A 23,770-nucleotide genomic window follows, 5' to 3' on the forward strand; every position below is an offset into this window, starting at 1 on the left:
GTAGTCAATGGAGTCTTGAATCGGGCATAATGGGGAGTTCCGTTGTGCTTTAAAAGCCAAAATTATATGAAAGCATTCATACAACTGACCCTGAGCTTTGTCGCCGCTGGCTTATTAGCCGGATGTGGGGAAGAAATCAGTCACGAAAAAATACGCCAAAACGGTTTTGTGTTTTGTGGTCAAGCCGGCCCAACCACATTTAACCCACAATTGGTGGACAGTGGCATTACGTCAGAAACATTAAGCTCTCAGCTTTTCGATACCTTATTAACACTTGATGCCAACACTTACCAACCGGTCGCAAGTTTGGCTGAAAGTTGGCAAGTAAACGAAGAAGGCACCGAGTACATATTCACGCTTAAGCCGAATGTCGCGTTTCAAACGACTTCATGGTTCACCCCTTCGCGCACTTTAACCGCTGATGATGTCGTGTTTAGCTTTGAGCGTATTATCGATACCAACCATCCATTCCATTACGTTGGCGGTGGGCTTTACCCTTGGTTTACCGGTATTGATTTGCAAAATTTGTTAGTCGATGTCCAAGCTCTGGACGAGTTGACGGTTAAATTTACCCTTGCACGCCCTAATAATACTTTCCTATCAAATATTGCGACCAGTCATGCGGTCATCCACTCAAAAGAGTATGCCAATCAATTACTATTGAGTGACGACCTTTCAATGATTGATAGCCATCCGGTAGGCACAGGGCCTTTCTATCTGGATGATTACCAGATCAATGATTTGGTTCGCCTAAAACGCCACTCGCAATACTGGGCGGGGCAAGCAAAAATGCAACAAGTGGTGTTCGATATTTCTCATCGCGGAACAGGGACGCTAGCCAAATTGCTGCGCAATGAATGCGATGTACTTACCGCCCCTCGTTCCAGCCAAATTCCAACTATCGAAAATCACGATGCGATAACGCTTACCGCTGATCCCGCCATGAACATTTCGTTTATTGCCGTCAATACAGCGCATAAAGCCTTGAGTGATTCACGTGTGCGTAAGGCTCTCAACTACGCGATCAATCGCCAAAATATCTTAGATTCGGTTTATTACGGCACCGGTAGCCAAGCATATTCGGTATTACCACCAAGTTCGTGGGCTTATAACGGCGACAGCATTCAAGTGCGTTATGATCGCAATTATGCTATTGCGCTGTTACATGACGCAGGCTACAGCAAAGGATTGACCTTAAATATGTCAGTGCCTCTGGAGCCACGTTCATACAACCCAAGTCCACGTAAAACGGCCGAGTTAATTCAAGCGAACTTGGCTGAAATTGGCATAACATTGAATCTGTTTATGGATGATCGCCTCGACCGTTCTGAAGTGAAAAACATCGACGATATGGACCTATATCTAACGGGTTGGATTGCTAACACGGGTGATCCTGACAACTTTTTGCGTCCATTACTCTCTTGCGACTCAAAGCGAGCTGGCTTAAACGTTGCCAGTTGGTGTGACCCTGATTTTGACTTCTTGCTCGATCTCGCACTGGAAGTTGATAAGCCGCGCTATCGCCTTAACTTGTACAAGCAAGCGCAAAATATTTTGAATGAAGAGTTTCCGGTGATTCCATTGAACCATGGCATGCAATTCCAAGCTCATGATAATTCGTTGACCGGCTTTAAAGCGAGTCCATTTCACGCTCAGCCTTTTGATAGTATTGAGAGGATAAAATAGATGTTGATCTATACCATCCGCCGACTAAATCTATTTTTCATCACCTTGCTGATCTTAACGATTATCGGTTATAGCCTATTACGTCTCGATCCAACCTCGCCGTGGGCTCTGCAAGAGTACTGGAGTGGTTGGACGACCTATCTTGGTGAACTTTCACACCTTAACTTTGGCGTCAACAAAGCCGGCGTGCCGATCATTGATGAACTTCGCGCTGTTTTTCCGGCGACACTTGAGCTGTGCATCATCGCCTTTACCATCTCACTTCTGGTCGGTATTCCTATTGGTACGATCGCCGGGATGAAACAGGGTAAGTGGCTAGATACGGTGATTTCATTTACCTCTATGTCAGGATCTTCTGCACCGCTGTTTTGGGTTGCGTTAATGATGATCATGATATTCTCGCTCAACTATCAAATCTTTCCCGTTGCAGGCCGTTATGACTTGCTCTACCAAATTGATCACATTACGGGTTTTGCTCTCATTGATGCCTTCCTAACGGAAGGGCCTTACCGTGCTCATGCACTGCAAAGCGTCATTGACCATCTGATCTTACCGTGTTTGGTGCTGGCGCTCGCCCCAACCACGCAAGTTATCGGTTTGATGCGTACCTCAGTGGCAGAAGTGATGAGCAAAAACTACATTCGCGTGGCGAGAATTAAAGGTTTAGCGAATCACGAAATCGTCACCCAGCATGTACTGCGTAACGCGATTCCACCGATTATTCCCAAAATTGGCGTGCAGTTAGCCAGTATGTTGACTCTTACGATCATCACCGAATCGATCTTTAACTGGCCGGGCATTGGCCGCTGGCTACTTGATGCATTGTCAAACCAAGATTATGTCGCGATACAAGCAGGGGTAATCGTGGTGGCCACCTTGGTATTAACGGCCAACATTTTGTCAGACTTGATCGGTGCGATGATCAATCCGTTAATTAGGAAGGAATGGTATGCTAACCGATAATATCTATCAAGAAGAGCGCATTCCGACTCAATTCGAGCGTTTTTGGCGCAGCTACAAAGCCAATAGTTTGGCTATGTTTGGCCTTTGGTGCTTAATTCTTATCGTCTTAATCACGCTACTTTCGCCATGGCTCGCACCTCATGATCCACAAGCGCAAACCAGTGAACTGCTTCTCCCCCCTTCTTGGAGCCCAGCTGGCACCGTAGAGTACTTTCTTGGCACTGATGATTTGGGCCGAGATATCCTCTCGCGTCTGATTGCCGGAACTCAACTGACCTTTGGCGCCGCAGTATTGATCACCGCAATCGCCGCTGCGATTGGTTGTGCTATCGGTATTTTGGCAGGCATGACCAAAGGGTTACTTTCAAGTACCCTGAACCACCTACTCGATACTGTCATGTCGATTCCGTCATTACTGCTAGCGATTATTTTCGTCGCCTTCTTAGGCTTTGGTGAGTTCAACATTTTGTTAGCGATCTGCCTTGCGCTGATCCCTCGTTTCATTCGTTCGGTCTACATCGCGGTGCACAACGAAGTTGAAAAAGACTACGTGATGGCTGCCCGTCTTGATGGGGCGAATGACTTCTACTTATTGTGGAACTCAATCTTGCCAAACGTATTAGTCGTGATTGCTAGCGAAGCGACGCTTGCTTTGTCGATTGCGATTCTCGACATCACTGCACTTGGCTTTCTCGGCCTTGGCGCGCAAGCACCGAGCGTTGAATGGGGCGCGATGCTAGGTGATTCTGTCGAATTGATCTATTTAGCTCCCTGGACCGTGACACTACCCGGACTTGCTATCATGTTTACTGTCGTGATGGTTAACTTAGTCGGTGAAGGTGTACGCCAAGCTCTTAACGCGGGAATCGAATAATGCCGTTATTAGATATTCGACACTTAACCATTGAGATTGAAACGCCACAAGGATTGGTGAAAGCGGTTGATCGCATGAGTTTGACCATGAACGAAGGTGAAATTCGTGGTCTAGTAGGTGAATCAGGCTCAGGAAAAAGCTTGGTCGCCAAAGCGATCGTCGGCGTATGTAAAGATAACTGGAAAGTCACTGCCGACCGAATGCGTTTAGGTAACATCGACCTATTGCAATTGACTCCACGCGAGAGACGCCGCGTCATTGCGCGCGATATTGCAATGATTTTCCAAGAACCATCGACTTGTTTAGACCCTTCTGAAGAAGTGGGCAAACAGCTATTAGAATCGATCCCTCATCGCGCGTTTGAAGGCAAATGGTGGCAACGACTGACTTGGCGTAAAAAACAAGCCGTCGCTTTGCTGCACAAAGTTGGCATCAAAGATCACAAACAGATCATGAGCAGCTATCCGTATGAACTGACCGACGGTGAATGCCAAAAAGTCATGATTGCGATGGCAATCGCCGCTAAGCCTAAACTGCTGATTGCTGATGAACCCACTAACGACTTAGATCCCATCACTCAGTCGCAGATTTTGCGTTTGTTAAGTCGTATGAATCAGGTGCACAACACCAGTATCATGCTAATCGGTCACGACTTAACGACCATTACTCAATGGGCGACACGCATTACCGTCATGTACTGCGGCCAATCAGTTGAGTCGGCAGATACCGACAAAATCCTCGCCCAACCCAAGCATCCATACACGGTTGCACTACTAAAAGCGATGCCGGACTTTGCTGAATGGATCCCACATAAAGAGAAGTTGCAGTCGTTGCCGGGCAGTATTCCACCGCTGCAGCATCTGCCGATTGGTTGTCGATTAGGCCCTCGTTGCCCGTACGCTCAGCGTCAATGCGTCGAGATCCCAACGGCTAAACGGGTTAAAAACCATAAATATGCGTGTCACTTCCCGCTTAATATGGAGAAGAAATCATGAGTGCTCTGTTAGAAGTGACAGGCTTGTCGAAAACCTTTAAGACTCGTTCTGGCTTGTTTGGTCGTAAAGAGCAGCACGCGGTTAAACCGGTTAACTTCACACTAGAAGCTGGACAGACGATTGGCTTTATTGGTCAAAATGGTTCTGGTAAGTCAACCCTAGCACGCATGCTTGCCGGTATGGTTGAACCAACGTCAGGTGAAATTCGCGTTAACGGCGATTTGTTGGAGCATAAAGATTATTCTACGCGCTGTAAGCTGATCCGTATGATCTTCCAAGACCCAAATACCTCGTTGAATCCACGTATTCAAATTGGTCGTATCCTTGAAGGTCCATTGAAACGAAATACCAGCATGCCACAGGAAGCGCGTATTAAACGCGTTAAAGATACTTTACTGCGCGTTGGCCTGCTGCCTGAACATGCCTATTTTTACCCACAAATGCTAGCGACAGGTCAAAAGCAGCGTGTCTGTCTCGCGCGAGCGCTTATCCTGCAACCCTCCATTATCGTCGCCGATGAAGCGCTCAACGGTCTCGATATGGCGATGCGTTCGCAGATCATTAACCTGTTCCTCGAACTGCAAGAAGAGATGGGCGTTTCATTTGTCTATGTATCGCAGCATATCGGTATTGTGAAGCACATTACCGATAAGGTGATGGTGATGCACCAAGGTGAAGTCGTTGAAGCAGGTGATACTCAACAGGTACTTAGTTGCCCAGAGCATCCGATTACTCAGCGATTGATTGAAAGCCACTTTAATAAAGCACCTTGCTTTAAATAAAGAGTGACCAAGCGCTAGCAACTCACCTAAAAACAAAAAACACCGTATTACAGACGAAAAAAAACCATCCACTCGGATGGTTTTTTTATTTCTACGCTGTCATTCAGTGACGACAGGGTCGATAGCTTACACTAGCTCAGTTTGTAGCCAAGGCCAGCCTTGTTTCTTACGGCTTAGCGTGTTTTCCATCATTAGCATGCCTTCAACTTCATGTTTTAGAAGTTTTTCAGACCACTCACCTTTATGTAGCAGACGAGTTTGTGCTGTTGTGATGTCAGTAAGCATTACTGCTGCAAATGCTAGGTTTTCTTCGATACAACGACGCTCTAGATCGGCTTCTAATGCTTCGATCATCTCTGCAACTTGCTCTAGCGTTGCTAGCTCAACTTGACCTACAACAACATCACGACCGTTGAAAGGGTAACCTTTCAGATCTTTCTCTACTAGCTCAGCAGCCGATAGACCTTCGATGTTCGTTTTTGCGATCAATAGATCTTTGATGAATGCGTCAACATCTTGTACGTCTGCGATTTGAGCAAGTTCTGCAACTGCATCTTTATCTTTTTGCGTACAAGTTGGTGATGCAAAGCCAACGGTGTCAGATAGGATTGCTGACATCATTAGTTTAGCGATTTGAGGCTTGATTTCGTGACCTTCAATCTTGAACATGTTGAACAGTACTGTGTTAGTACAGCCTACAGGCCAGATCCAAGCTTCCATTGGGTTTACGGTCATCACATCACCTAGACGGTGGTGATCGACAATACCAAGAATTTCAGCGTCAGCCACATCGTCTGGAGCTTGTGCAAGATCTGAGTAATCTACTAGCCAAATTTGTTCACCAGCAACGCTTGTACGTAGCTCTGGAGAAACGGCACCCGCTACATCTAGGATGTGTTGAGTTTCGCGGTTGATTTCGCCTTGGCGAATTGGCATCGCTTCAACGCCACGTGCTGTCAGTAGCTCAGTCGCTACGATTGCACTACAGATACTATCACTATCAGGGTTCTTGTGACCTACAACTAAAATCATTGCTCTTCCTATTAAGTCTTATTTCGTACCTCCACGTTTTACATCGTGGTTTTCACGCTTTTAGTGTGATTTAGGCACTTTACTTACGAAAGTCGATACTTTACCTGATTTTTATCATTTGTCATCGCTTTCAGCGGATGGCAATCAAAAAGAAGCTTCAATATAAACATTTTGTTGCAAATAATTCTCATTTGCATATATTAAGAATGAGAATCATTTTTATTGAGCGCCTTGTATGAATCCTATATCTATTTCATCGCTACCTAACTGGCTGTCGTTAGGACAATTTAAATTAGCTTACAAACGTCTAATATTACCGGTCATTCTTATCGCATTGGTCGCAACGGATATCACCCGTAATGTAACCGTAAACACGCTTTCTGATGCCTTTTGGGCCGTCTCCAGTTACGTTGCCTTCACTTTAGCCATTTACCACTACGCTTCTTTATTTATGAATAAAGAAAGTAAGCTCATTTCGCTCTACAACAAGTCTCGCAGTCATCAAGTTGCGTTTGCAGCCCTTCTTGGCGCACTGCCTGGATGTGGTGGTGCGATCATTGTTACGACGCAATTCGTCAGTGGCCGTGTCGGGTTCGGCGCCATCGTGGCGGTACTAACCGCGACCATGGGTGACGCAGCCTTTTTATTGCTCGCCAGCAAACCCGATGTGGGATTAGCCGTCGTCGCCATGGGCGTCATCGTTGGCTGCTTATCTGGTTGGGCGGTCAATGCTATTCATAAAGATGATTTTCTAAGACCGGAATTAAAAGAAGCTTTTCAAGCTAGGGCATGCAAAGCGAATTCAGTACCAACGCAATTGGAAGAAAAGGCCATCAACCTGCAAGGTACGTTTTGGAAATGGCTGATTGTGCCGGCGACTATCATCGCAGGTTTAGGCTCATTCCAAGTGGATATCAATCAATTATTGCACCTACCTGAAATGAGCATTGAATGGATCGGTACGGTACTGATCATCGTCAGTATGCTGCTGTGGGCGATGACCAAAGAAATTGAAGACTATGAGTCAACCGTGTCTGAAGATACAAAATGCGTCTCTTCACATCCTTTACAAAAAGCGGCGCAAGACACCAACTTTGTGACTGCATGGGTGATTGTGGCTTTTATGGCGTTTGAGCTGACCACCTATTTTGGTCATATTGATTTACCAAGCGTATTTTCTGGCTGGGGAGCTTATATGCCTCTTATGGGACTCGCCGTAGGCTTGTTGCCCGGTTGTGGTCCACAAATTTTAGTCACCAGTTTATATATTTCTGGCGCTGCACCGCTCTCGGCGCAATTAGCCAATTCGATATCGAATGACGGTGATGCGCTCTTCCCTGCCATTGCTCTTGCCCCGAAGGCTGCGCTGGTGGCAACATTTTACTCAGCCATTCCAGCCTTAATCGTCGGCTATGGGTTCTATTTCTTGTTTGAGATGTAAAAGCGAGAAGCGAGAAGCGAGAAGCGAGAAGCGAGAAGCGAGAAGCGAGAAGCGAGAAGCGAGAAGCGAGAAGCGAGAAGCGAGAAGCGAGAAGCGAGAAGCGAGAAGCGAGAAGCGAGAAGCGAGAAGCGAGAAGCGAGAAGCGAGAAGCGAGAATAAAGGGTTACCTAGGATAGGCAACCCTTTATTTTATACTAGAGCGATTTATTGATGACGCTCTTTAAGCTTGTTAATCACATCGTTAAATGACAAGCCTTGATCTTGTAACAGCACAAACAGGTGGTAAATCAAATCCGCGGATTCACACACTAATTCCGCCTTGTCACCCGACGTTGCCGCAAGCGCGACTTCAACGCCTTCTTCGCCCACTTTCTGCGAAATACGTTTGGTGCCACGAGCGTAGAGGCTGGCGGTGTAAGACGAATCAGGATCGGCATTTTTACGATCAGCCAAAAGCTGTTCAAGTTGATGAAGCCACACCAGCTGCGACTCTTCTTGCTTATCGCCATCCCAACATGTCGTTGTTCCGGTATGACACGTTGGCCCAACCGGAGTCACTTTAACCAATAATGTATCGTTGTCACAATCTAACGCAGCATTAACCAGTTTTAGTACGTTGCCAGAGCTCTCACCCTTGGTCCATAGGCGCTGTTTAGTACGTGAGAAAAAAGTCACATGGCCCGTTTCACCTGTCGTCACCAGCGCATCTTGATTCATGTAACCCATCATCAACACTTGGCTAGAAAGAAAATCTTGTACAATCACTGGGACCAAGCCATCGACTTTTTGCCAATCGATACGCTCAATCAGGGCGCTCACATCGCTTGTTTGAAAACTCATAATTTCACCTCTACTGGCCTAGCTTCGACACCTTGACGAATCAAGTACTGCTTCAACTCACCAATATTAATCACTTGTTTATGGAACACCGATGCAGCAAGTGCGCCATCGACATTGGCTTTATCAAACGCTTCAGCAAAGTGCTCCATCGCACCTGCGCCACCTGAAGCGATCAGTGGCACATGGCACACTTCACGTACCATATTAAGCTGCTCGATATCATAGCCGTTGCGCACGCCATCTTGGTTCATCATATTCAATACGATTTCACCCGCGCCACGCTTTTGCACTTCTTGCACCCAATCACGGGTTTGCCACTGTGTTGCTTTGGTACGAGCTTCATCACCCGTAAATTGGTAGACCTGATATTGTCCCGTCTCTTTATCGTAATAAGAGTCGATGCCTACCACGATACACTGCACACCAAATTTATCGGCTAAATCAGTAATCAATTGTGGGTTAGCCAGCGCAGGAGAATTAATGGAAACCTTATCCGCACCAAACTCTAAAATACGCGCCGCATCTTCAGCCGACTTAATACCACCAGCGACACAAAATGGAATATCAATCACTTCGGCAACACGTTTCACCCAGCTTTTATCGACCACACGACCATCGCTTGATGCCGTAATGTCATAAAACACCAACTCATCAGCGCCTTCTTCAGCATAACGCTGTGCCAGTGGCACGATGTCACCAATGATTTCGTGGTTACGAAACTGTACGCCCTTAACCACCTGACCATCACGCACATCAAGACAAGGAATTATTCGCTTTGCCAGCATGCAAATGCCTCCTCTGCGGTAAATTTGCCATCAAGCAAGGCGCGACCAACTATCACACCCGCTACACCCGAGCCTTTCAAGGCAGCAATATCATCTAGGCTGCCAATACCGCCCGAAGATTGAAATTGCACTTGTGGGTATTGCTGACACAAATCGATGTATAGCTCAACGTTCGAGCCCGCCAATGTGCCGTCACGTGAGATATCGGTACACAGTACGTGCTTTAGGCCAACCGTAAGGTAGTCGTTAATCAGCGCTTCAATCGTCACACCAGAGTCTTCTTGCCAGCCTGAAATCGCCACTTTACGCGTACCATCAGCATCGATATTAATATCCAATGCTAAAACGATCTTTTCTGCGCCGTACTTTTCCATCCAACCTTTAACAAGTTCTGGTTGTTTTACCGCGGTAGATCCCACCACCACACGCTGCGCACCCGCTTCAAGTAAATCAACCACATCTTGCTCGCTACGCACGCCACCACCAATTTGAATAGACGCAGGTGTGCTGGCAAGCAGCTTGGCAATTAAATCCAACTGACGCGCGGTGGTATCTTTTGCGCCAGTCAAATCCACTAAATGCAGCCAATTTGCGCCGGCTTGATGGTAGAGGTTAAATTGCTCTGCTGGATCGACTTTGTATTCGGTTACTTGACCGTAGTCCCCTTGATAAAGGCGAACCACTTGTCCTTCAATTAAATCTAATGCTGGAATGATCACAAATAATTCCCTTTATAAGTTTAAGAAGTTTTCAATAAGCTTTGAGCCCGCTTTACTCGAACGTTCTGGGTGAAATTGCACGCCGTAATAGTTGCCACTTTGTACTGCGGCAGTAAATGGATTGCCATAATCACATTCCGCAATAGTGTACTCTCCAACTGGCATGGCAAAGCTATGCACAAAGTAGAAATACTCGCCCTCTTCAATCCCCTTAAACAATGGATGTTCAGGCACTGATTTGACGGTATTCCATCCCATGTGAGGAAGCGGCAAATGCCCCGTTTCCATCCGTTTTACTTCACCCTCACACAAACCCAAGCACTCAACCTGTTGGTCTGCCTTTTGGCCCTTCTCTTGTGATGATTTGCCAAGTAACTGCATACCAAGACAAATACCTAATAGCGGTTTTTCTACTTGCTTAACCAAGCTGATCAAATCACGCTCTTGCAAGTTTTTCATCGCTTCACTGGCCGTACCGACACCGGGAAGAAATAGCTTGTCAGCACTCAGAACCACTTGGGGATCTTTCGATATTTCCACCGCAAAACCCAAGCGTTCAATGGCGAATTTTACCGAAGAAACATTGGCACAGCCGGTATCGATAATGACGACTTTCTGCTCGCTCATGACCACTCCTTACAATACGCCTTTGCTGCTTGGCAACTCGTTACCTTCCACTTTAATTGCTTGGCGTAACGTACGGCCAAACGCTTTAAATAAGCTTTCGATAATGTGGTGATCGTTATCACCCGTCGATGATAGGTGCAAAGTACACGCTAACGTATCCGTCAATGAGCGGAAGAAGTGCACCACCATTTCAGTCGATAAATCACCAACTTGTTCGCGGCTAAACTTGGCATCAAATTTAAGGTACGGGCGGCCTGAAAGGTCCAAAGCACACTGGGCCAAACATTCATCCATCGGCAAGCTAAAACCAAAGCGGCCAATGCCGCGCTTGTCACCAAGGGCATCTTTTAGCGCTTGGCCAAGAGCCAAAGCGGTATCTTCAATGGTATGGTGATCATCAATGTGGAGATCCCCTTCCACGGTACACTTCATTTGGAAACCGCCATGCGTCGCTATTTGATCGAGCATGTGATCAAAGAAGCCCAACCCCGTCGATATCTCATTGCCGCCCTGTTCATCCAAATTAACAAACACTTTGATGTCGGTTTCTTTGGTGGTGCGAATCACTTCCGCCACACGCGCCTTAACGGTGAGATCTTTGAGAATTTGCGGCCAATTCATAGTTTGCGGGTGGTATTGGATACCTTGAATTGCCATGTTTTCAGCTAACTGAAGATCTGTTTGACGATCACCGATCACAACCGAGTGTTGGAAGTCGACTTTACCGTTTTGCAGGTACTCTTTTACCATACCAAGCTTAGGTTTACGGCAAGAGCAATTTTGCTCTTCAAAGTGCGGACAAATCAATACATCATCAAACTTGACGCCTTGCGATGCGAAAATCTCCATCATCATGTCATGCGGTGCGTCAAAATCGGCCTGTGGATAGCTATCCGTCCCCAAACCATCTTGATTGGTCACCATCACTAAGCGGTAACCAGCATCTTGCAACGCTAACAAGCTTGGGATGACATACGGCTCCAGCTTTAACTTATCTAAACGGTCAACCTGAAAATCAACCGGCGGCTCAACAATTAAGGTGCCATCACGGTCAATAAAGAGTATTTTTTGCTGCTTGCTCACTCGAACATCCTTATTTCTATTTTTACCCTCTTAATTAAACAAAAGGGTTTTCATTATTATTGCTATGCAAACTCTTAACGTTTTAGGGGGATTAAGCGTAAAAGTTGCGGATAAAGCCAACCGTTTTTTCACACTCATCACGGTTGCCAACACTGATGCGAACACAATTTTCTATCGGTGAATTACGCAAAATAATGCCGGTATCCCATGCCGCTTTAAACAGAGCATCACCATCACTAAACTTAACTAATAAGTAGTTGCCCCAACCTTCAAACACTTCGACGCCGGCAATCATTGATAGACCCACTTGTAAGTAAGCACGGTTGGCATTGAGATCGAGCATTTGGTATTTAGCGCGTGCAAGGCCCGCTTCAGAGAGCGCTTGAATGGCAATATCAGCAACCGGCACTGGTACTGGGTAAGGCGCGATCACTTTGAGCAAGACATTGATGATCTCTTCGTTTGCCAAAGTAAATCCACAACGCAACCCGGCAAGAGCAAACGCTTTAGATAAGGTGCGCAAAATCGCCAAGTTAGGATATTGTTCCAGCAAATCAACCGTCGACGCTTCAGGGCAAAAATCGATATACGCTTCGTCCATAACGACAATAGCGCGATCCTTGGTCATTTCTAATAGTGAGACAATATCTTCACGCTTGACCAAGTTACCCGTTGGGTTATTTGGGCTACAAACAAACACCAACTTAACCTTCTCTAGGTTTTGCTCGATAGCCGCTAAATCCAATTGCCATTCTGCGGTCAGTGGCACCACATTACGCGCAACGCCCATGGTTTCAGCACTAATGCCGTACATTCCATAAGTCGGCGGGCAAAATAGAATGGCATCTTCATTTGGCTCACAAAAAGCGCGAATGAGCAGCTCAATACCTTCGTCAGCACCACGAGAAGTGAGCGTTTGCTCTGGCTTCACGCCCGCATAAGAAGCGTAAGCCTCAATCAACTCTTTCGGCTGACATTCGCTGTAACGGTTAAGACGAGCAAAATCGGTCTTATATTCATTATTAAATGGCGATTCATTTGCGTTAAGCCATACATCACCGCAACCACCAATACGGCGCGCTGATAAATATGGCGTTAGCTGTTGGACCTGCTTACGCGCTAACTTTTCCATTATGCTTCTCCTCGTTGAAGCAATTTTTCAACACGAATAGTCACCGCACGTTTATGTGCATCGAGACCTTCTGCCTCTGCCATTGTCACCACAGTTGGTGCCAATGCTTTTAAACCTTCCGCCGACAACTCTTGCACCGTCATACGTTTAGAAAAATCGGCTAAGCCAAGGCTTGAGTAAGTGCGAGTGTAACCATAGGTTGGTAACACGTGATTGGTCCCTGAAGCATAATCACCCGCAGATTCTGGCGACCAATCTCCTAAGAAGATTGAACCGGCGTTATCAAGTAACGGCAGCAATTCACGTGGATTTTTGGTCTGCACAATCAAGTGCTCTGGGCCATAGAAGTTTGAAATCGACACTGCTTGCGTCAAGGATTCCGAAATAATAATCAAACTAGAGGCAAGTGCTTTTTCGGCAATATCCGCACGCGATAATTCTTTTAGCTGGCGCAGTACTGCATCTGCCACTTGATCGGCAATGACAGGAGAAGGAGTGACAAGAACCACTTGGGAGTCAGGACCATGCTCCGCTTGGCTAAGCAAATCTGAGGCGATGAACTCTGGATCAGCGGTTTCATCTGCAATAACGAGCACTTCAGAAGGGCCGGCGGGCATATCAATTGCCGCCCCGCGAAAATCATTGCTCACTTGACGCTTAGCCTCGGTCACATAAGCATTGCCCGGGCCAAAAATCTTATCGACTTTGCTGACCGACTCTGTTCCATAAGCCATCGCCGCTATCGCCTGGCCACCCCCAACGTTATACACCTCGTCGATGTTACATAGCTTAGCGACGTAAAGGATTTCATCAGCAATCGGCGGTGGTGAACACAGCACAACCTTCTGACAACCGGCAATTTGTGAAGGAACACCGAGCATCAATACTGTAGATGGTAGTGGTGCACTACCGCCAGGAATATACAGCCCCACATTTTGGATCGGGCGTGTCACCTGCTCGCACATCACTCCCGGTTGTGTTTCGACTTTGATCGGCTGCGGCTTCTGTGCTTTATGAAACTTGGCAATATTGCTATACGCTTGTTCAAGTGCTTGTTTCATCGTGTCGGTTAGGCGCGCTGATGCTTGATCGATTTCTTGTTGAGAAACGCGAATCGAGCTTGGCGTTACGCGATCAAATTTTTCTGTCAGTTCAAGCACTGCAGCATCGCCCTGTTGGCGAACTTGCGCGATCACTTGCGACACTGCCGCTGTGATATTTGCCCCTTCTGCAATCGCTGGACGCTCTAACACCGCATCTTGCTGTGTTTCGCTTAGAGACTGCCATACCACTGTTCTCATTGGCTTACTCCATCATTTTTTCGATTGGAAGGACTAGAATTGAACTTGCACCTAATTCTTTAAGCTGTTCCATGGTTTCCCAGAAAAGGTTTTCGGTACTCACAAGGTGAACCGCAACTTTTTGTTTATCAGCAGAAAGAGGCAACACCGTTGGATCTTCCGCCCCCGGTAGCAAGGCTTTCACTTGCTCTAAACGATCTACAGGCGCGTGTAACATGATGTATTTTGATTCTTTTGCTTGTTGTACACCTTGCATACGAGTCAGCAGCTTGTCGATTAACGCCTGTTTGTCAGCGGCAAATTCACCAGTGCGTTGAATCAGAGTCGCTTTAGAGCGGAAAATGACTTCTGCTTCTTTCAAGCCATTGGCTTCAAGTGTTGCACCCGTTGACACAAGGTCAGCGATTGCATCGGCTAAACCCGCACGAGGTGCAACTTCGACCGAACCAGTCAGCATACAAGTAGAGAATGGGATACCTTGCTCATCCATATAGGCTTTCAATAGGTGTGGATACGTGGTTGCGATACGTTTACCCGCCAAATCTTGTGGCCCTTGGTATTCTTGATCTTTGTTAATCGCAATAGAGAGACGGCAACCACCAAAGTCTAAACGGCGTAACTGTAGAAACTCATTTGGCTCACCGAGCGCTTTGCGATCTAAGCGAACTTCCTCTAGTTCGTTCTCGCCAATAAAGCCCAAATCAACCACACCATCCATAATCAAACCAGGAATGTCGTCGTCACGAACCAGTAACAAATCAATTGGCATATTTTGCGAATGAACCACTAGGCGCTCACCCATGATTGTGAATTTTACGCCGCACTGTTTCAGCAGTTGCTGACACTCTTTACTTAGGCGACCTTTCTTTTGAATTGCGATTCTTAGGCGTTGTGTTTGCATTGCGATATCCCTGTGCAAATTTCTGATAATTCTTAGTTTTCAAGCCATTAAAATTGAAAAACCCTCGGAAGATGTGAGTCTCCCGAGGGTTAATTCTAAAAATCTTTGATTTAGCCTCCGGGAGTTTCCTGTCCCCCGGGTATGCGTTCATCTCCCGAAAGACTACATTGGGTGATGGTGATGATGAATATTCATTACTAATTTACGCATACTTATAAGCTCTTCAATTCCGCTTGGTTGATTACCACACTAACCAAGCCATTAACTTTTTTCAACCTTTAATTTAAGTTTTTTTAAACGCACTACACACACTTATTCGATCGACTGCCTTAACTGAGTTAGCTTAAAACAAAAAAGAGGACCTAAGCCCTCTTCATCAAACAAAGTCACCCAACTGTGGTGGTTACTGTGTCGTCATTTTTGATTTTGACAGTATATTCAATACAAAACACACCGCCACAAATGCAGCACTACACGCGGTTAGAGACAACATTAGTGATTCTGTCATACCCAGCACAATAAAGCCGATACATGAAATCAGCGCCACCGATAGTGCATAGGGTAGCTGCGTCGTTACGTGGTCAATATGGCAACAACGAGCACCGGTTGAAGACAGGATGGTCGTATCTGAGATTGGTGAACAGTGATCACCGAATACTGAACCGGCTAGTACCGCACTAAGCATTGGTAGCATAAGCGTAATGTCGGTATTCCCCGCCATATCGCCGGCAATTGGCAACATAATACCAAACGTGCCCCATGAACTGCCGGTTGCAAAAGCCATCACACCAGACAATAGGAATAGGATTACTGGCAACCAGTGAGGATTCACATTACCTTGCGCCATCGTCGAAAGGTAGCTACCTGTTTGCATATCACCAATCACAGTGCCAATTGACCAAGCAAAGATCAGAATTAAGATCGCGCCAAACATCGATTTTGCACCAATGACTAAAGTACGCGTCACTTCAATCGCTGGAATACGCTGACGAATGACCGTAATCAAGGCAACAATTAGACCAACTGAACCGCCGTAGATAAGTGAAATGCCGACATTGGTATTTTCAAATGCGCCTAATAGTGCAAATGGCTTACCACTTTCTGCCAAGACTTGACCACCGGTGTACAACATAGAAGCAACGGTCGCAACAATCAGCAATACAATCGGTAGGATCAAATCAGACACTCGACCTTTGTCGCTTTCACGAATATCAAGTTCTTCATCTAACGAACGCGCTTCTTCAAGCTCATCCATTTGGTTTTCATCATCAAAACCACGCCCTTGTGAAGCTGAGATCTCGTGCTCGCGCATCTTACCAACCGATAAGCCAAACCACGCTACGGCAAATACCATTAACAACGCAAAGATAGCGTAAAAGTTCATTGGTACTAAGCGCATGTACGCGCCTAAAGCAGAATATTCCGTAATGCCGTGCGAGACCAAAATACCACTAATAATGGTCATGATGTATGCACCCCAGCTAGAAGCGGGCATCACAACACACATTGGCGCAGCAGTTGAATCAAGAATATAAGCAAGTTTCGCGCGTGATACATAGAAGCGATCAGTCACAGGACGAGAAATCGCACCCACTGCAAGGCTATTAAAGTAATCATCAATGAAGATGAAAATACCTAAAAATGCCGCTAATAGTTTCGCACCGCGTTTACTTTTAATGCGTGATTGAGCCCAGTCAGCAAACGCGCGTGTACCACCAGACAATGTCAGCAGGGCTGTCATCATGCCAAGCAGTAATAGGAAGCCAATAATGCTCATGTTGCCAGCATTCAAAGAGCCATCTTCAACAAAAACACCGAATACGGTATTTTTCACATAGCTAGTCGCACCACCAAGTGAGTAATCTGCAAGTAAAATAGCGCCTAAAACAATACCCGCACCCAAAGAAAGCAGTACGCGACGAGTAATAATAGCCAAGCTAAGAGCGACTACCGGAGGAAGCAATGATAAAGGGGATGTAGCAAAATCGATTAAATTCATGATCTTCAAAAACCAGTAATAATTGGTTAGAGATCTACTGCAGACGCATAAACTACATAGATAGCCTATACATTTAAAAATTAGCGATAGGAAAGTGAATACTTATCCCAAGCCTACAGTAGCGCTCCATAGTTATACAAATAATAGACTATGGCAGTGTTGTCCCTATTCGAGTACAACCCCAGCGAGAGATGTTGATGTATCAGCTCACTTCGGCGGATAAGACCTTTTACGTTTGCTCATTGGCATCACCCCAACAAACGCGACTCATTCATTCCGCTCCTCTACCGCACTATCCAAAGACAATGCTAAATTAAACAATGTTTAACATAGCTTTAACTAAGATAACGCATCAGGTGACGACCATTGTACTTATCTTAAACATCATTTCAATACATCGACCTAAACTTTTATTGCTCTTTTTTAATTACTCCAATCCTTTTCAAGCGGGGCCTTTATATGCAACTAGACCAGAGAGACCGCTCAGTAAAAAACGCATATATTTCATACCGCAGTGTAAAGAGACCGTTAATAACCACTTATATCGACACACTGAATTTATAAAACACCTGCAATCATCATGACAAATAATTTTTCTTTCTGACTAGCATATATGAAACCACGCACTAAACTTAAAGTCGTTACTTCTATCTAAATTGAAGTATGAGGTAAACAATAGAATGTGAAGTGAGCTTAAAACTTACTTTCAAGAAAATCGTTCGTATTATTTTTTATTTAATTTTATATAATTGAATTGTAATATCCACATTACCGGATTAATATCCATTTATCGCTTACTATATTGGTGCAATTTATGTCGGAATTAACAAAAACACTTTTAAACATTCGTAGCCTACGTGCTTTTTCTCGTGAACTAACTCTAGAGCAACTAGAAGAAGCACTAGAAAAATTATCGCTTGTTGTTTCTGAGCGTAAAGAAGCTGACGAAGCTGAATTAGCAGAACGCGCTGAGCAAGAAGCAAAGCTTGCTGCTATTGCTGAACAAATCGCAAAAGACGGTATTGATGTAGAAGCACTAATTAGTGCACTTGCTGGTGAAACTAAAACAAAAACTAAAGCAAAACGTGCACCACGCCCTGCAAAATACAAATATGAAGATGCTAACGGCGACGAAAAAACTTGGACAGGCCAAGGTCGTACTCCATCAGCAATCCAAGCTCTACTAGATTCAGGCCGTAAGCTTGAAGAGTTTTTAATCTAGTTTAACGATAGATTAAAATGAGATTTAAAAAAGGCTCCTTATTAGGAGCCTTTTTTTCATCAATTAAAATAATACCCGCTTAATAGCAGGTATTATTTGAACAACTATCTTTCCCAGTATGCTTCTTCCAAGCTATCTTCGCGTTCCGGTAGACCACGAGATAAACGAGGGGAATGTTGCACTAATACTTCATAGCTTGCTCGATTAGAGTATTTGCACACTTGTGAGAATGACGAATACGTTAAGAAAGCGTGAGCATGCTTACTTGAGTTCGGCACGTTTTCTCTATGGTACTTATTTGCTGCCATATCATGCAATAAAGCCGATAACGCAGCATCACCAGCGCCATTAGTATTCTTAATTTTTTCTGGGCCACCCATATAAGGTGATATATGTGAATAGACTTTAATCGGTTCTTCACACAATGCTTTCACTGCCGGACGGCTGAATTCATATTGGTTAAATTCCGCAATACAACCCGGTAATAACGGTAATGAAGTTTCGCGTTTAGCGCCCTCTTCCGTATAACCTGCCATGTAAAGACCTACAGGGCCTGCAGTACAAAGTACAAGATCAACCCAATCTAACGCTTTATCTGAAGCCGCTAGTGGATCAACTTCACCTGTTAAAGCTTCTGCTTCATCTTCATTCATCGCCACAACAGAAACATGGTCGCGTAAAAAGTCTTGCCAGAATTTAGGGTCGTCTTGAATAACGAACTTAGTACCAAGTGTTAATACCACTGGTACATCATATTTCTTCGCATATTCGATAGCACGCATGGTTGCTTCAGGCATAGGGTCGCCTGGCTTACAACGCACTAAATAAGCAGTAAGTACTAAGGCTGATGCATTTTTGAAAATCTTTTCAGGAATGCTATCAGGGCGAAGTTGGTTCATTTGACCTTCGCTAATCGCAAAAGTACGTTCGCCATCTTCGGTAATCAATGCAAAACAACGGCCAATCGCACCTTCAACACCTTGTAGGTAATTAAGATCCATTCGGCTCGATGTATTACACAAATAACGGTAGCCGTAGCTGCCAATTTTAATATCTTGGCTCATAACACCCAGTAATGTTGAGCGGTCATCTGCCAACACTGAGTAGTTATGAAGTGTATTACCAATGGTACCACCCGCATATTCGTTAGTAATAAGCGCTTGGTCTTTCAATTCGTTATATAACGCTTCTGCCGTTTGGTCATCAATAACCAATGAGTGTCCCTTACTCAGTCCGTATTTTTCGATCAGCTCCGAACCGACTTTCGCTTCAATGTCCACTAACGTCTGATCGATACCAATAATATGGGTACGAGACATCTTCTTGCTCTCTTGCGCTTGGCTTACCAATGGGTCGCGAGCATGGACGGGAAAATAGTGCTTCGATTTACGTTGACCAGGAAATTTCATAACTATGATTCTGATTAAGGGATGACAGGAGCGCGGATTCTACCGCGCTGTGGATAGCGCGGCAATAACTGGGATTATAGCAAACGTTTGCCCTATTCACCTTCCATAAAGTAGAGGTCTGGCAGGCTATCTAAATGCTCAGAATAACGCTTCAAATTAAATTCTCCGCCATTTTTCATCACATCAAAAATTTCAATCGAAACCGCACAAGCCATCATCGCAACGGCATCATCACGACTGGTACCACTCATACGCAAGCGCATTAGAGTCTCTGTCACTTTTACTGGATTACGATCTTCAAGCTGATTCTCAATCACTTCAATCAAATCGGCTTCTTCTAATACTTGGTTTTCATCTGTCACTTGGTTGTACCTTCAACTTACCACTTGAATTTTCGCCACTATGCCATATATAGAAGACTTATACCCAAATTACTTGAACATTTAACCGATGGCACGAGTGCCCCTCGAAAGGCCAGCGACATCCGACAGCGAGCACAACAAGACAAGGCCCATACCACGGTAACATCAAGTAAAACGGCTATATCATTAATCGTTAATGCAGACTCTTTAAGCAAAGTGGTTAAAATCCCTTAAATTCGAAGTGTGATTTCGATCTCGGATCTGTCACCGTGAAATGCTTTCTGTTAGAATCTGCCTCCAGTAAATTTTTGTGGTGTTAAGCAATGTCTGAGAACTGTACTGACAACAGTCAAAAGAAAGTCATCGTTGGTATGTCTGGCGGTGTTGATTCATCGGTTTCCGCGTATCTTCTAAAAGAACAAGGCTATCAAGTCGAAGGTCTTTTCATGAAGAACTGGGAAGAAGACGACAACGAAGAATACTGTACCGCGGCCCAAGATCTGGCCGACGCGCAGGAAGTTTGTGACAAGCTTGGCATCCATCTGCACAAAATTAACTTTGCCGCAGAATATTGGGACAACGTGTTTGAGTACTTCCTGGAAGAATACAAAGCAGGTCGCACCCCAAACCCGGATATTCTTTGTAATAAAGAAATCAAGTTTAAAGCGTTCTTAGAGTACGCTGACGAAGTGCTCGATGCCGATTACATCGCCATGGGTCACTATGTTGATCGCTCTTTCCCACAAAACGGTGAAAAACCGCAAATGCTACGTGGTAAAGACAGCAACAAAGACCAAAGCTACTTTTTGTACACGCTAAGTCACGAACAAGTTGGCCGTAGTCTATTCCCTGTTGGTCAGATTGAAAAACCTGAAGTTCGCCGTATTGCGGAAGAACAAGGCCTGATCACCGCGAAGAAGAAAGACTCCACCGGCATCTGTTTTATTGGTGAGCGTAAGTTTACTGACTTCCTTGGTCGTTACCTACCGGCGCAACCGGGTAAAATCGAAACACCTGAAGGTCAAGTAATCGGCGAACACCAAGGTTTGATGTACCACACATTAGGTCAACGCAAAGGCTTACATATTGGTGGCCAAAAAGGCGGCGGCGGTAACGAAGAACCTTGGTACGTAGCAGAAAAAGATCTAAAACGTAACGTTCTTATTGCAGTGCAAGGTGCCGACCACCCACTTTTGAAATCTAATGGGTTGGTTGCATCACAATTACACTGGGTAGATCGCACCCCGATTAAAGAACCGTTAAAATGCACAGTGAAAACACGTTATCGTCAAACTGACATCGCGTGCACTATCATTCCGGTCGATGATGAAACCATCAAAGTGATCTTTGACGAACCACAAGTCGCGGTAACCCCTGGGCAATCCGCTGTATTCTACCAAGGTGATGTTTGTCTTGGTGGTGGTATCATCGAACAACGCATTTAATTGACGTATAACTAGGAGTAACTCTACGTGGCGAATACTCTTTATGACCGTACCATCGCATTTGCTGGTATCTGCCAAGCAGTCGCTTTAGTTCAGCAAGCAGCAAAAAACGGCCATTGTGACTCAGACGCGTTTGAAACTTCACTAAAGGCGATACTAAACACTAACCCAAGCAATACCGTGAGCGTATTCGGCCGCGAGGCCGATTTGAAACTTGGCTTAGAGTGTCTAGTAAAAGGCATTGACAGCACTCCTGCTGGCAGTGAAATTACGCGTTATATCATTAGTTTAATGGCGCTTGAGCGCAAACTAAGTAGCCGTAATGATGCCATGTCTCAACTTGGTGACCGCATCAAAATGCTTGAAAGACAAGCTGACCATTATTCGTTGACTGACGAACAAATGATGAGCAACTTAGCGAGCGTTTACCTTGATGTCGTTAGCCCTGTCGGCCCTCGTATTCAAGTGACAGGCACACCATCTGTACTGCAACAGTCGAGCAATCAAAATAAAGTACGCGCCTTGTTACTTTCTGGTATTCGTTGTGCGGTATTGTGGCGTCAAGTCGGCGGAAAACGCCGCCACTTAATTTTTGGTCGCAAGAAAATGATTGAGCAGGCGCAGATTCTACTCGCTCGCATGTAAATAAAATTAAATAAGAGCTCGCATCAATTGCGAGCTTATTTTTTTAAATCAGACAACCCTTGCGCAAACGTTTGCGCAATGTTCGTGACAATTGCCACAGTTATTGGTATAAAGCACACGAATTTTAGAAACCCAATTCAGGAGAAAATCATGGAATTGTCAGCATTGACAGCTGTTTCACCAGTAGACGGTCGTTACGGAAGCAAGACGATTGCGTTACGCGAAATTTTCAGTGAATACGGTCTATTGAAGTACCGTACTATCGTTGAAATCCGCTGGTTACAAAAGCTTGCTGCTACCGCTGAAATTGCGGAAGTTCCAGCATTTAGCGCGGAAGCAAATCAATTCCTAGATAACCTTGCAGAAAACTTTTCTGAAGCAGACGCACTACGCATCAAAGAGATCGAACGTACCACAAACCACGATGTTAAAGCGGTTGAGTACTTCCTTAAGGAAAAAGTCGCTGGTATTCCTGAACTACACGCAGTAAACGAATTCATTCACTTTGCTTGTACTTCTGAAGACATCAACAACACCTCTCACGCTCTTATGCTTAAAGAAGCACGTGAAACCGTGATTCTTCCAGAAATCCGCAACCTAATTGACGCTATCAGCAAGCTTGCTGCTGAGTACCGTGATATTCCTTTCCTATCACGTACCCACGGCCAACCAGCATCTCCTTCTACCATGGGTAAAGAGATGGCGAACGTTGCTTACCGTATGGAACGTCAATACAAGCAAATCGAGAATGTTGAAATTCTAGCGAAAACCAACGGCGCAGTGGGTAACTACAACGCTCACCTTTCGGCTTACCCAGAACTAGATTGGCACAAATTCAGTGAAGAGTTCATCACTGAATCACTCGGCGTTACTTGGAACCCATACACTACGCAAATCGAACCTCACGATTACATCGCTGAGCTATTTGATGCAGTAGCACGTTTCAACACCATCCTAATCGACTTTGATCGTGATGTTTGGGGTTACATTGCACTGGGTCACTTTAAGCAAAAAACCATTGCTGGCGAAATTGGTTCTTCAACCATGCCGCACAAAGTAAACCCAATCGATTTTGAAAACTCAGAAGGCAACCTTGGTCTAGCGAACGCAGTATTTGGCCACCTAGCACAAAAACTGCCTGTTTCTCGCTGGCAGCGTGACCTAACCGACTCAACCGTTCTACGTAACCTAGGTGTAGGTGTTGGCTACGCAATCATTGCTTACACTTCAACCCTAAAAGGCATCAGCAAGCTTGAAGTAAACCGTGAAGCGCTACTTGCTGAGCTTGACCGTAACTGGGAAGTATTGGCTGAGCCAGTACAAACCGTTATGCGTCGTTACGGCATTGAAAAGCCATATGAGAAGCTAAAAGAGCTTACTCGTGGTAAGCGTGTTGATGGTGAAGCGATGCGTAACTTTATTGACGGTCTTGAGCTTCCTGAGCACGAGAAAGCGCGTCTTAAAGAGATGACACCAGCGAACTACATCGGTCAAGCAATCGAACTAACTGACAAGCTGTAATCGCCA

The 23,770-nt window shown here is 45.3% G+C and carries 22 protein-coding genes, 1 riboswitch and 1 other annotated feature; of the genes, 10 read left to right on the forward strand and 12 right to left on the reverse strand.

What is annotated here, in order from left to right:
* Positions 1-66 precede the first annotated feature (66 nt).
* The 5 genes from RJD38_RS00990 to RJD38_RS01010 are packed head-to-tail and all read left to right on the forward strand — an operon-like array spanning position 67 to position 5,300.
* Positions 67-1,686 (forward strand): ABC transporter substrate-binding protein, encoded by a 1,620-nt coding sequence (locus tag RJD38_RS00990; protein ID WP_065430579.1) that lies wholly within the window; start codon positions 67-69, stop codon positions 1,684-1,686.
* The gene (locus RJD38_RS00995) at positions 1,687-2,649 is read left to right on the forward strand and encodes an ABC transporter permease (protein ID WP_005599601.1); all 963 of its coding nucleotides are present in this window, start codon (positions 1,687-1,689) and stop codon (positions 2,647-2,649) included. It abuts the gene before it with no gap.
* Positions 2,636-3,523: a putrescine export ABC transporter permease SapC gene (gene sapC, locus RJD38_RS01000; protein ID WP_005599599.1), complete on the forward strand. Its 888-nt coding sequence runs from the start codon at positions 2,636-2,638 to the stop codon at positions 3,521-3,523. The genes RJD38_RS00995 and sapC overlap by 14 nt, the downstream gene beginning before the upstream one ends.
* Positions 3,523-4,518, forward strand: a complete 996-nt coding sequence (locus RJD38_RS01005; RefSeq protein WP_065430580.1) for an oligopeptide/dipeptide ABC transporter ATP-binding protein — start codon at positions 3,523-3,525, stop codon at positions 4,516-4,518. The genes sapC and RJD38_RS01005 overlap by 1 nt, the downstream gene beginning before the upstream one ends.
* Positions 4,515-5,300 (forward strand): ATP-binding cassette domain-containing protein, encoded by a 786-nt coding sequence (locus RJD38_RS01010; RefSeq protein WP_005599595.1) that lies wholly within the window; start codon positions 4,515-4,517, stop codon positions 5,298-5,300. Before RJD38_RS01005 ends, RJD38_RS01010 begins: the two co-directional genes overlap by 4 nt.
* A gap of 126 nt (positions 5,301-5,426) precedes the next feature.
* Here RJD38_RS01010 and RJD38_RS01015 read toward each other — a convergent pair whose 3' ends face one another.
* Entirely contained in the window at positions 5,427-6,332 is a 906-nt protein-coding gene (locus RJD38_RS01015; protein ID WP_005599593.1) for a manganese-dependent inorganic pyrophosphatase, read from the reverse strand.
* A gap of 235 nt (positions 6,333-6,567) precedes the next feature.
* Here RJD38_RS01015 and RJD38_RS01020 point away from each other — a divergent pair, with 235 nt between their 5' ends.
* Complete coding sequence (locus RJD38_RS01020; RefSeq protein ID WP_005599591.1) at positions 6,568-7,773, forward strand: putative manganese transporter; 1,206 nt, start codon at positions 6,568-6,570, stop codon at positions 7,771-7,773.
* A gap of 204 nt (positions 7,774-7,977) precedes the next feature.
* Here RJD38_RS01020 and hisIE read toward each other — a convergent pair whose 3' ends face one another.
* The 9 genes from hisIE to RJD38_RS01065 all read right to left on the reverse strand — a co-directional run bounded on the left by hisIE (position 7,978) and on the right by RJD38_RS01065 (position 17,160).
* Positions 7,978-8,613: a bifunctional phosphoribosyl-AMP cyclohydrolase/phosphoribosyl-ATP diphosphatase HisIE gene (hisIE, locus tag RJD38_RS01025; RefSeq protein WP_065430581.1), complete on the reverse strand. Its 636-nt coding sequence runs from the start codon at positions 8,611-8,613 to the stop codon at positions 7,978-7,980.
* The gene (gene hisF / locus RJD38_RS01030; RefSeq protein ID WP_009384865.1) at positions 8,610-9,398 is read right to left on the reverse strand and encodes an imidazole glycerol phosphate synthase subunit HisF; all 789 of its coding nucleotides are present in this window, start codon (positions 9,396-9,398) and stop codon (positions 8,610-8,612) included. Before hisF ends, hisIE begins: the two co-directional genes overlap by 4 nt.
* Positions 9,380-10,117, reverse strand: a complete 738-nt coding sequence (gene hisA / locus RJD38_RS01035) for a 1-(5-phosphoribosyl)-5-[(5-phosphoribosylamino)methylideneamino]imidazole-4-carboxamide isomerase (RefSeq protein ID WP_005599587.1) — start codon at positions 10,115-10,117, stop codon at positions 9,380-9,382. The genes hisF and hisA overlap by 19 nt, the downstream gene beginning before the upstream one ends.
* Positions 10,118-10,129: 12 nt before the next feature.
* Positions 10,130-10,744 carry an imidazole glycerol phosphate synthase subunit HisH gene (hisH, locus tag RJD38_RS01040; RefSeq protein WP_005599585.1) on the reverse strand — a complete coding sequence of 205 codons (615 nt, stop codon included), beginning with the start codon at positions 10,742-10,744 and terminating at the stop codon, positions 10,130-10,132.
* A 9-nt stretch (positions 10,745-10,753) separates the two neighbouring features.
* Positions 10,754-11,827, reverse strand: coding sequence for a bifunctional histidinol-phosphatase/imidazoleglycerol-phosphate dehydratase HisB (gene hisB / locus RJD38_RS01045; RefSeq protein ID WP_009384864.1), 1,074 nt, complete (start codon positions 11,825-11,827; stop codon positions 10,754-10,756).
* A 91-nt stretch (positions 11,828-11,918) separates the two neighbouring features.
* A complete protein-coding gene (hisC, locus tag RJD38_RS01050) occupies positions 11,919-12,959 on the reverse strand; it encodes a histidinol-phosphate transaminase (protein WP_009384863.1) in 1,041 nt (346 codons plus the stop codon).
* Positions 12,959-14,260 (reverse strand): histidinol dehydrogenase, encoded by a 1,302-nt coding sequence (gene hisD, locus RJD38_RS01055; protein WP_065430583.1) that lies wholly within the window; start codon positions 14,258-14,260, stop codon positions 12,959-12,961. Before hisD ends, hisC begins: the two co-directional genes overlap by 1 nt.
* Before the next feature lie 4 nt (positions 14,261-14,264).
* Positions 14,265-15,161, reverse strand: coding sequence for an ATP phosphoribosyltransferase (gene hisG, locus RJD38_RS01060; RefSeq protein WP_005599578.1), 897 nt, complete (start codon positions 15,159-15,161; stop codon positions 14,265-14,267).
* 52 nt (positions 15,162-15,213) lie between these two features.
* Positions 15,214-15,348: a sequence feature (His leader region), on the reverse strand.
* 216 nt (positions 15,349-15,564) lie between these two features.
* Positions 15,565-17,160 (reverse strand): Na+/H+ antiporter NhaC family protein, encoded by a 1,596-nt coding sequence (locus tag RJD38_RS01065; protein WP_009384861.1) that lies wholly within the window; start codon positions 17,158-17,160, stop codon positions 15,565-15,567.
* A 111-nt stretch (positions 17,161-17,271) separates the two neighbouring features.
* Positions 17,272-17,455: riboswitch (Lysine riboswitch) on the reverse strand.
* A gap of 519 nt (positions 17,456-17,974) precedes the next feature.
* On the opposite strand from RJD38_RS01065, the gene RJD38_RS01070 reads away from it, so the two are divergent.
* A complete protein-coding gene (locus tag RJD38_RS01070) occupies positions 17,975-18,382 on the forward strand; it encodes an H-NS family nucleoid-associated regulatory protein (RefSeq protein WP_005599573.1) in 408 nt (135 codons plus the stop codon).
* A 104-nt stretch (positions 18,383-18,486) separates the two neighbouring features.
* Here RJD38_RS01070 and RJD38_RS01075 read toward each other — a convergent pair whose 3' ends face one another.
* Positions 18,487-19,791, reverse strand: a complete 1,305-nt coding sequence (locus RJD38_RS01075) for an inosine/guanosine kinase (protein WP_005599572.1) — start codon at positions 19,789-19,791, stop codon at positions 18,487-18,489.
* 92 nt (positions 19,792-19,883) lie between these two features.
* Positions 19,884-20,153: a hypothetical protein gene (locus RJD38_RS01080; protein WP_005599571.1), complete on the reverse strand. Its 270-nt coding sequence runs from the start codon at positions 20,151-20,153 to the stop codon at positions 19,884-19,886.
* 323 nt (positions 20,154-20,476) lie between these two features.
* Here RJD38_RS01080 and mnmA point away from each other — a divergent pair, with 323 nt between their 5' ends.
* The 3 genes from mnmA (at position 20,477) to purB (ending at position 23,764) form a co-directional block, all read left to right on the forward strand.
* Positions 20,477-21,598, forward strand: a complete 1,122-nt coding sequence (mnmA, locus tag RJD38_RS01085; RefSeq protein WP_005599570.1) for a tRNA 2-thiouridine(34) synthase MnmA — start codon at positions 20,477-20,479, stop codon at positions 21,596-21,598.
* A 27-nt stretch (positions 21,599-21,625) separates the two neighbouring features.
* A complete protein-coding gene (gene hflD, locus RJD38_RS01090; RefSeq protein WP_005599569.1) occupies positions 21,626-22,243 on the forward strand; it encodes a high frequency lysogenization protein HflD in 618 nt (205 codons plus the stop codon).
* 150 nt (positions 22,244-22,393) lie between these two features.
* Positions 22,394-23,764 (forward strand): adenylosuccinate lyase, encoded by a 1,371-nt coding sequence (gene purB / locus RJD38_RS01095; RefSeq protein WP_005599568.1) that lies wholly within the window; start codon positions 22,394-22,396, stop codon positions 23,762-23,764.
* The last annotated feature ends 6 nt before the right edge of the window (positions 23,765-23,770 follow it).

The organism is Vibrio scophthalmi, assembly GCF_040869025.1.
GTDB classification, from domain to species: Bacteria; Pseudomonadota; Gammaproteobacteria; order Enterobacterales; family Vibrionaceae; genus Vibrio; species Vibrio scophthalmi.

Bases quoted from the DNA above. Each gene is read 5' to 3' on its own strand.
- hisH (WP_005599585.1), bottom strand. From the start codon at position 10,744: ATGAGCGAGCAGAAAGTCGTCATTATCGATACCGGCTGTGCCAATGTT.
- RJD38_RS01010 (WP_005599595.1), top strand. From the start codon at position 4,515: ATGAGTGCTCTGTTAGAAGTGACAGGCTTGTCGAAAACCTTTAAGACT.
- purB (WP_005599568.1), top strand. From the start codon at position 22,394: ATGGAATTGTCAGCATTGACAGCTGTTTCACCAGTAGACGGTCGTTAC.
- hisIE (WP_065430581.1), bottom strand. From the start codon at position 8,613: ATGAGTTTTCAAACAAGCGATGTGAGCGCCCTGATTGAGCGTATCGAT.
- RJD38_RS01065 (WP_009384861.1), bottom strand. From the start codon at position 17,160: ATGAATTTAATCGATTTTGCTACATCCCCTTTATCATTGCTTCCTCCG.
- hisF (WP_009384865.1), bottom strand. From the start codon at position 9,398: ATGCTGGCAAAGCGAATAATTCCTTGTCTTGATGTGCGTGATGGTCAG.
- hisD (WP_065430583.1), bottom strand. From the start codon at position 14,260: ATGAGAACAGTGGTATGGCAGTCTCTAAGCGAAACACAGCAAGATGCG.
- sapC (WP_005599599.1), top strand. From the start codon at position 2,636: ATGCTAACCGATAATATCTATCAAGAAGAGCGCATTCCGACTCAATTC.
- RJD38_RS01005 (WP_065430580.1), top strand. From the start codon at position 3,523: ATGCCGTTATTAGATATTCGACACTTAACCATTGAGATTGAAACGCCA.
- hisC (WP_009384863.1), bottom strand. From the start codon at position 12,959: ATGGAAAAGTTAGCGCGTAAGCAGGTCCAACAGCTAACGCCATATTTA.
- RJD38_RS00990 (WP_065430579.1), top strand. From the start codon at position 67: ATGAAAGCATTCATACAACTGACCCTGAGCTTTGTCGCCGCTGGCTTA.
- hisG (WP_005599578.1), bottom strand. From the start codon at position 15,161: ATGCAAACACAACGCCTAAGAATCGCAATTCAAAAGAAAGGTCGCCTA.
- RJD38_RS01070 (WP_005599573.1), top strand. From the start codon at position 17,975: ATGTCGGAATTAACAAAAACACTTTTAAACATTCGTAGCCTACGTGCT.
- RJD38_RS01015 (WP_005599593.1), bottom strand. From the start codon at position 6,332: ATGATTTTAGTTGTAGGTCACAAGAACCCTGATAGTGATAGTATCTGT.
- RJD38_RS00995 (WP_005599601.1), top strand. From the start codon at position 1,687: ATGTTGATCTATACCATCCGCCGACTAAATCTATTTTTCATCACCTTG.
- RJD38_RS01020 (WP_005599591.1), top strand. From the start codon at position 6,568: ATGAATCCTATATCTATTTCATCGCTACCTAACTGGCTGTCGTTAGGA.
- mnmA (WP_005599570.1), top strand. From the start codon at position 20,477: ATGTCTGAGAACTGTACTGACAACAGTCAAAAGAAAGTCATCGTTGGT.
- RJD38_RS01075 (WP_005599572.1), bottom strand. From the start codon at position 19,791: ATGAAATTTCCTGGTCAACGTAAATCGAAGCACTATTTTCCCGTCCAT.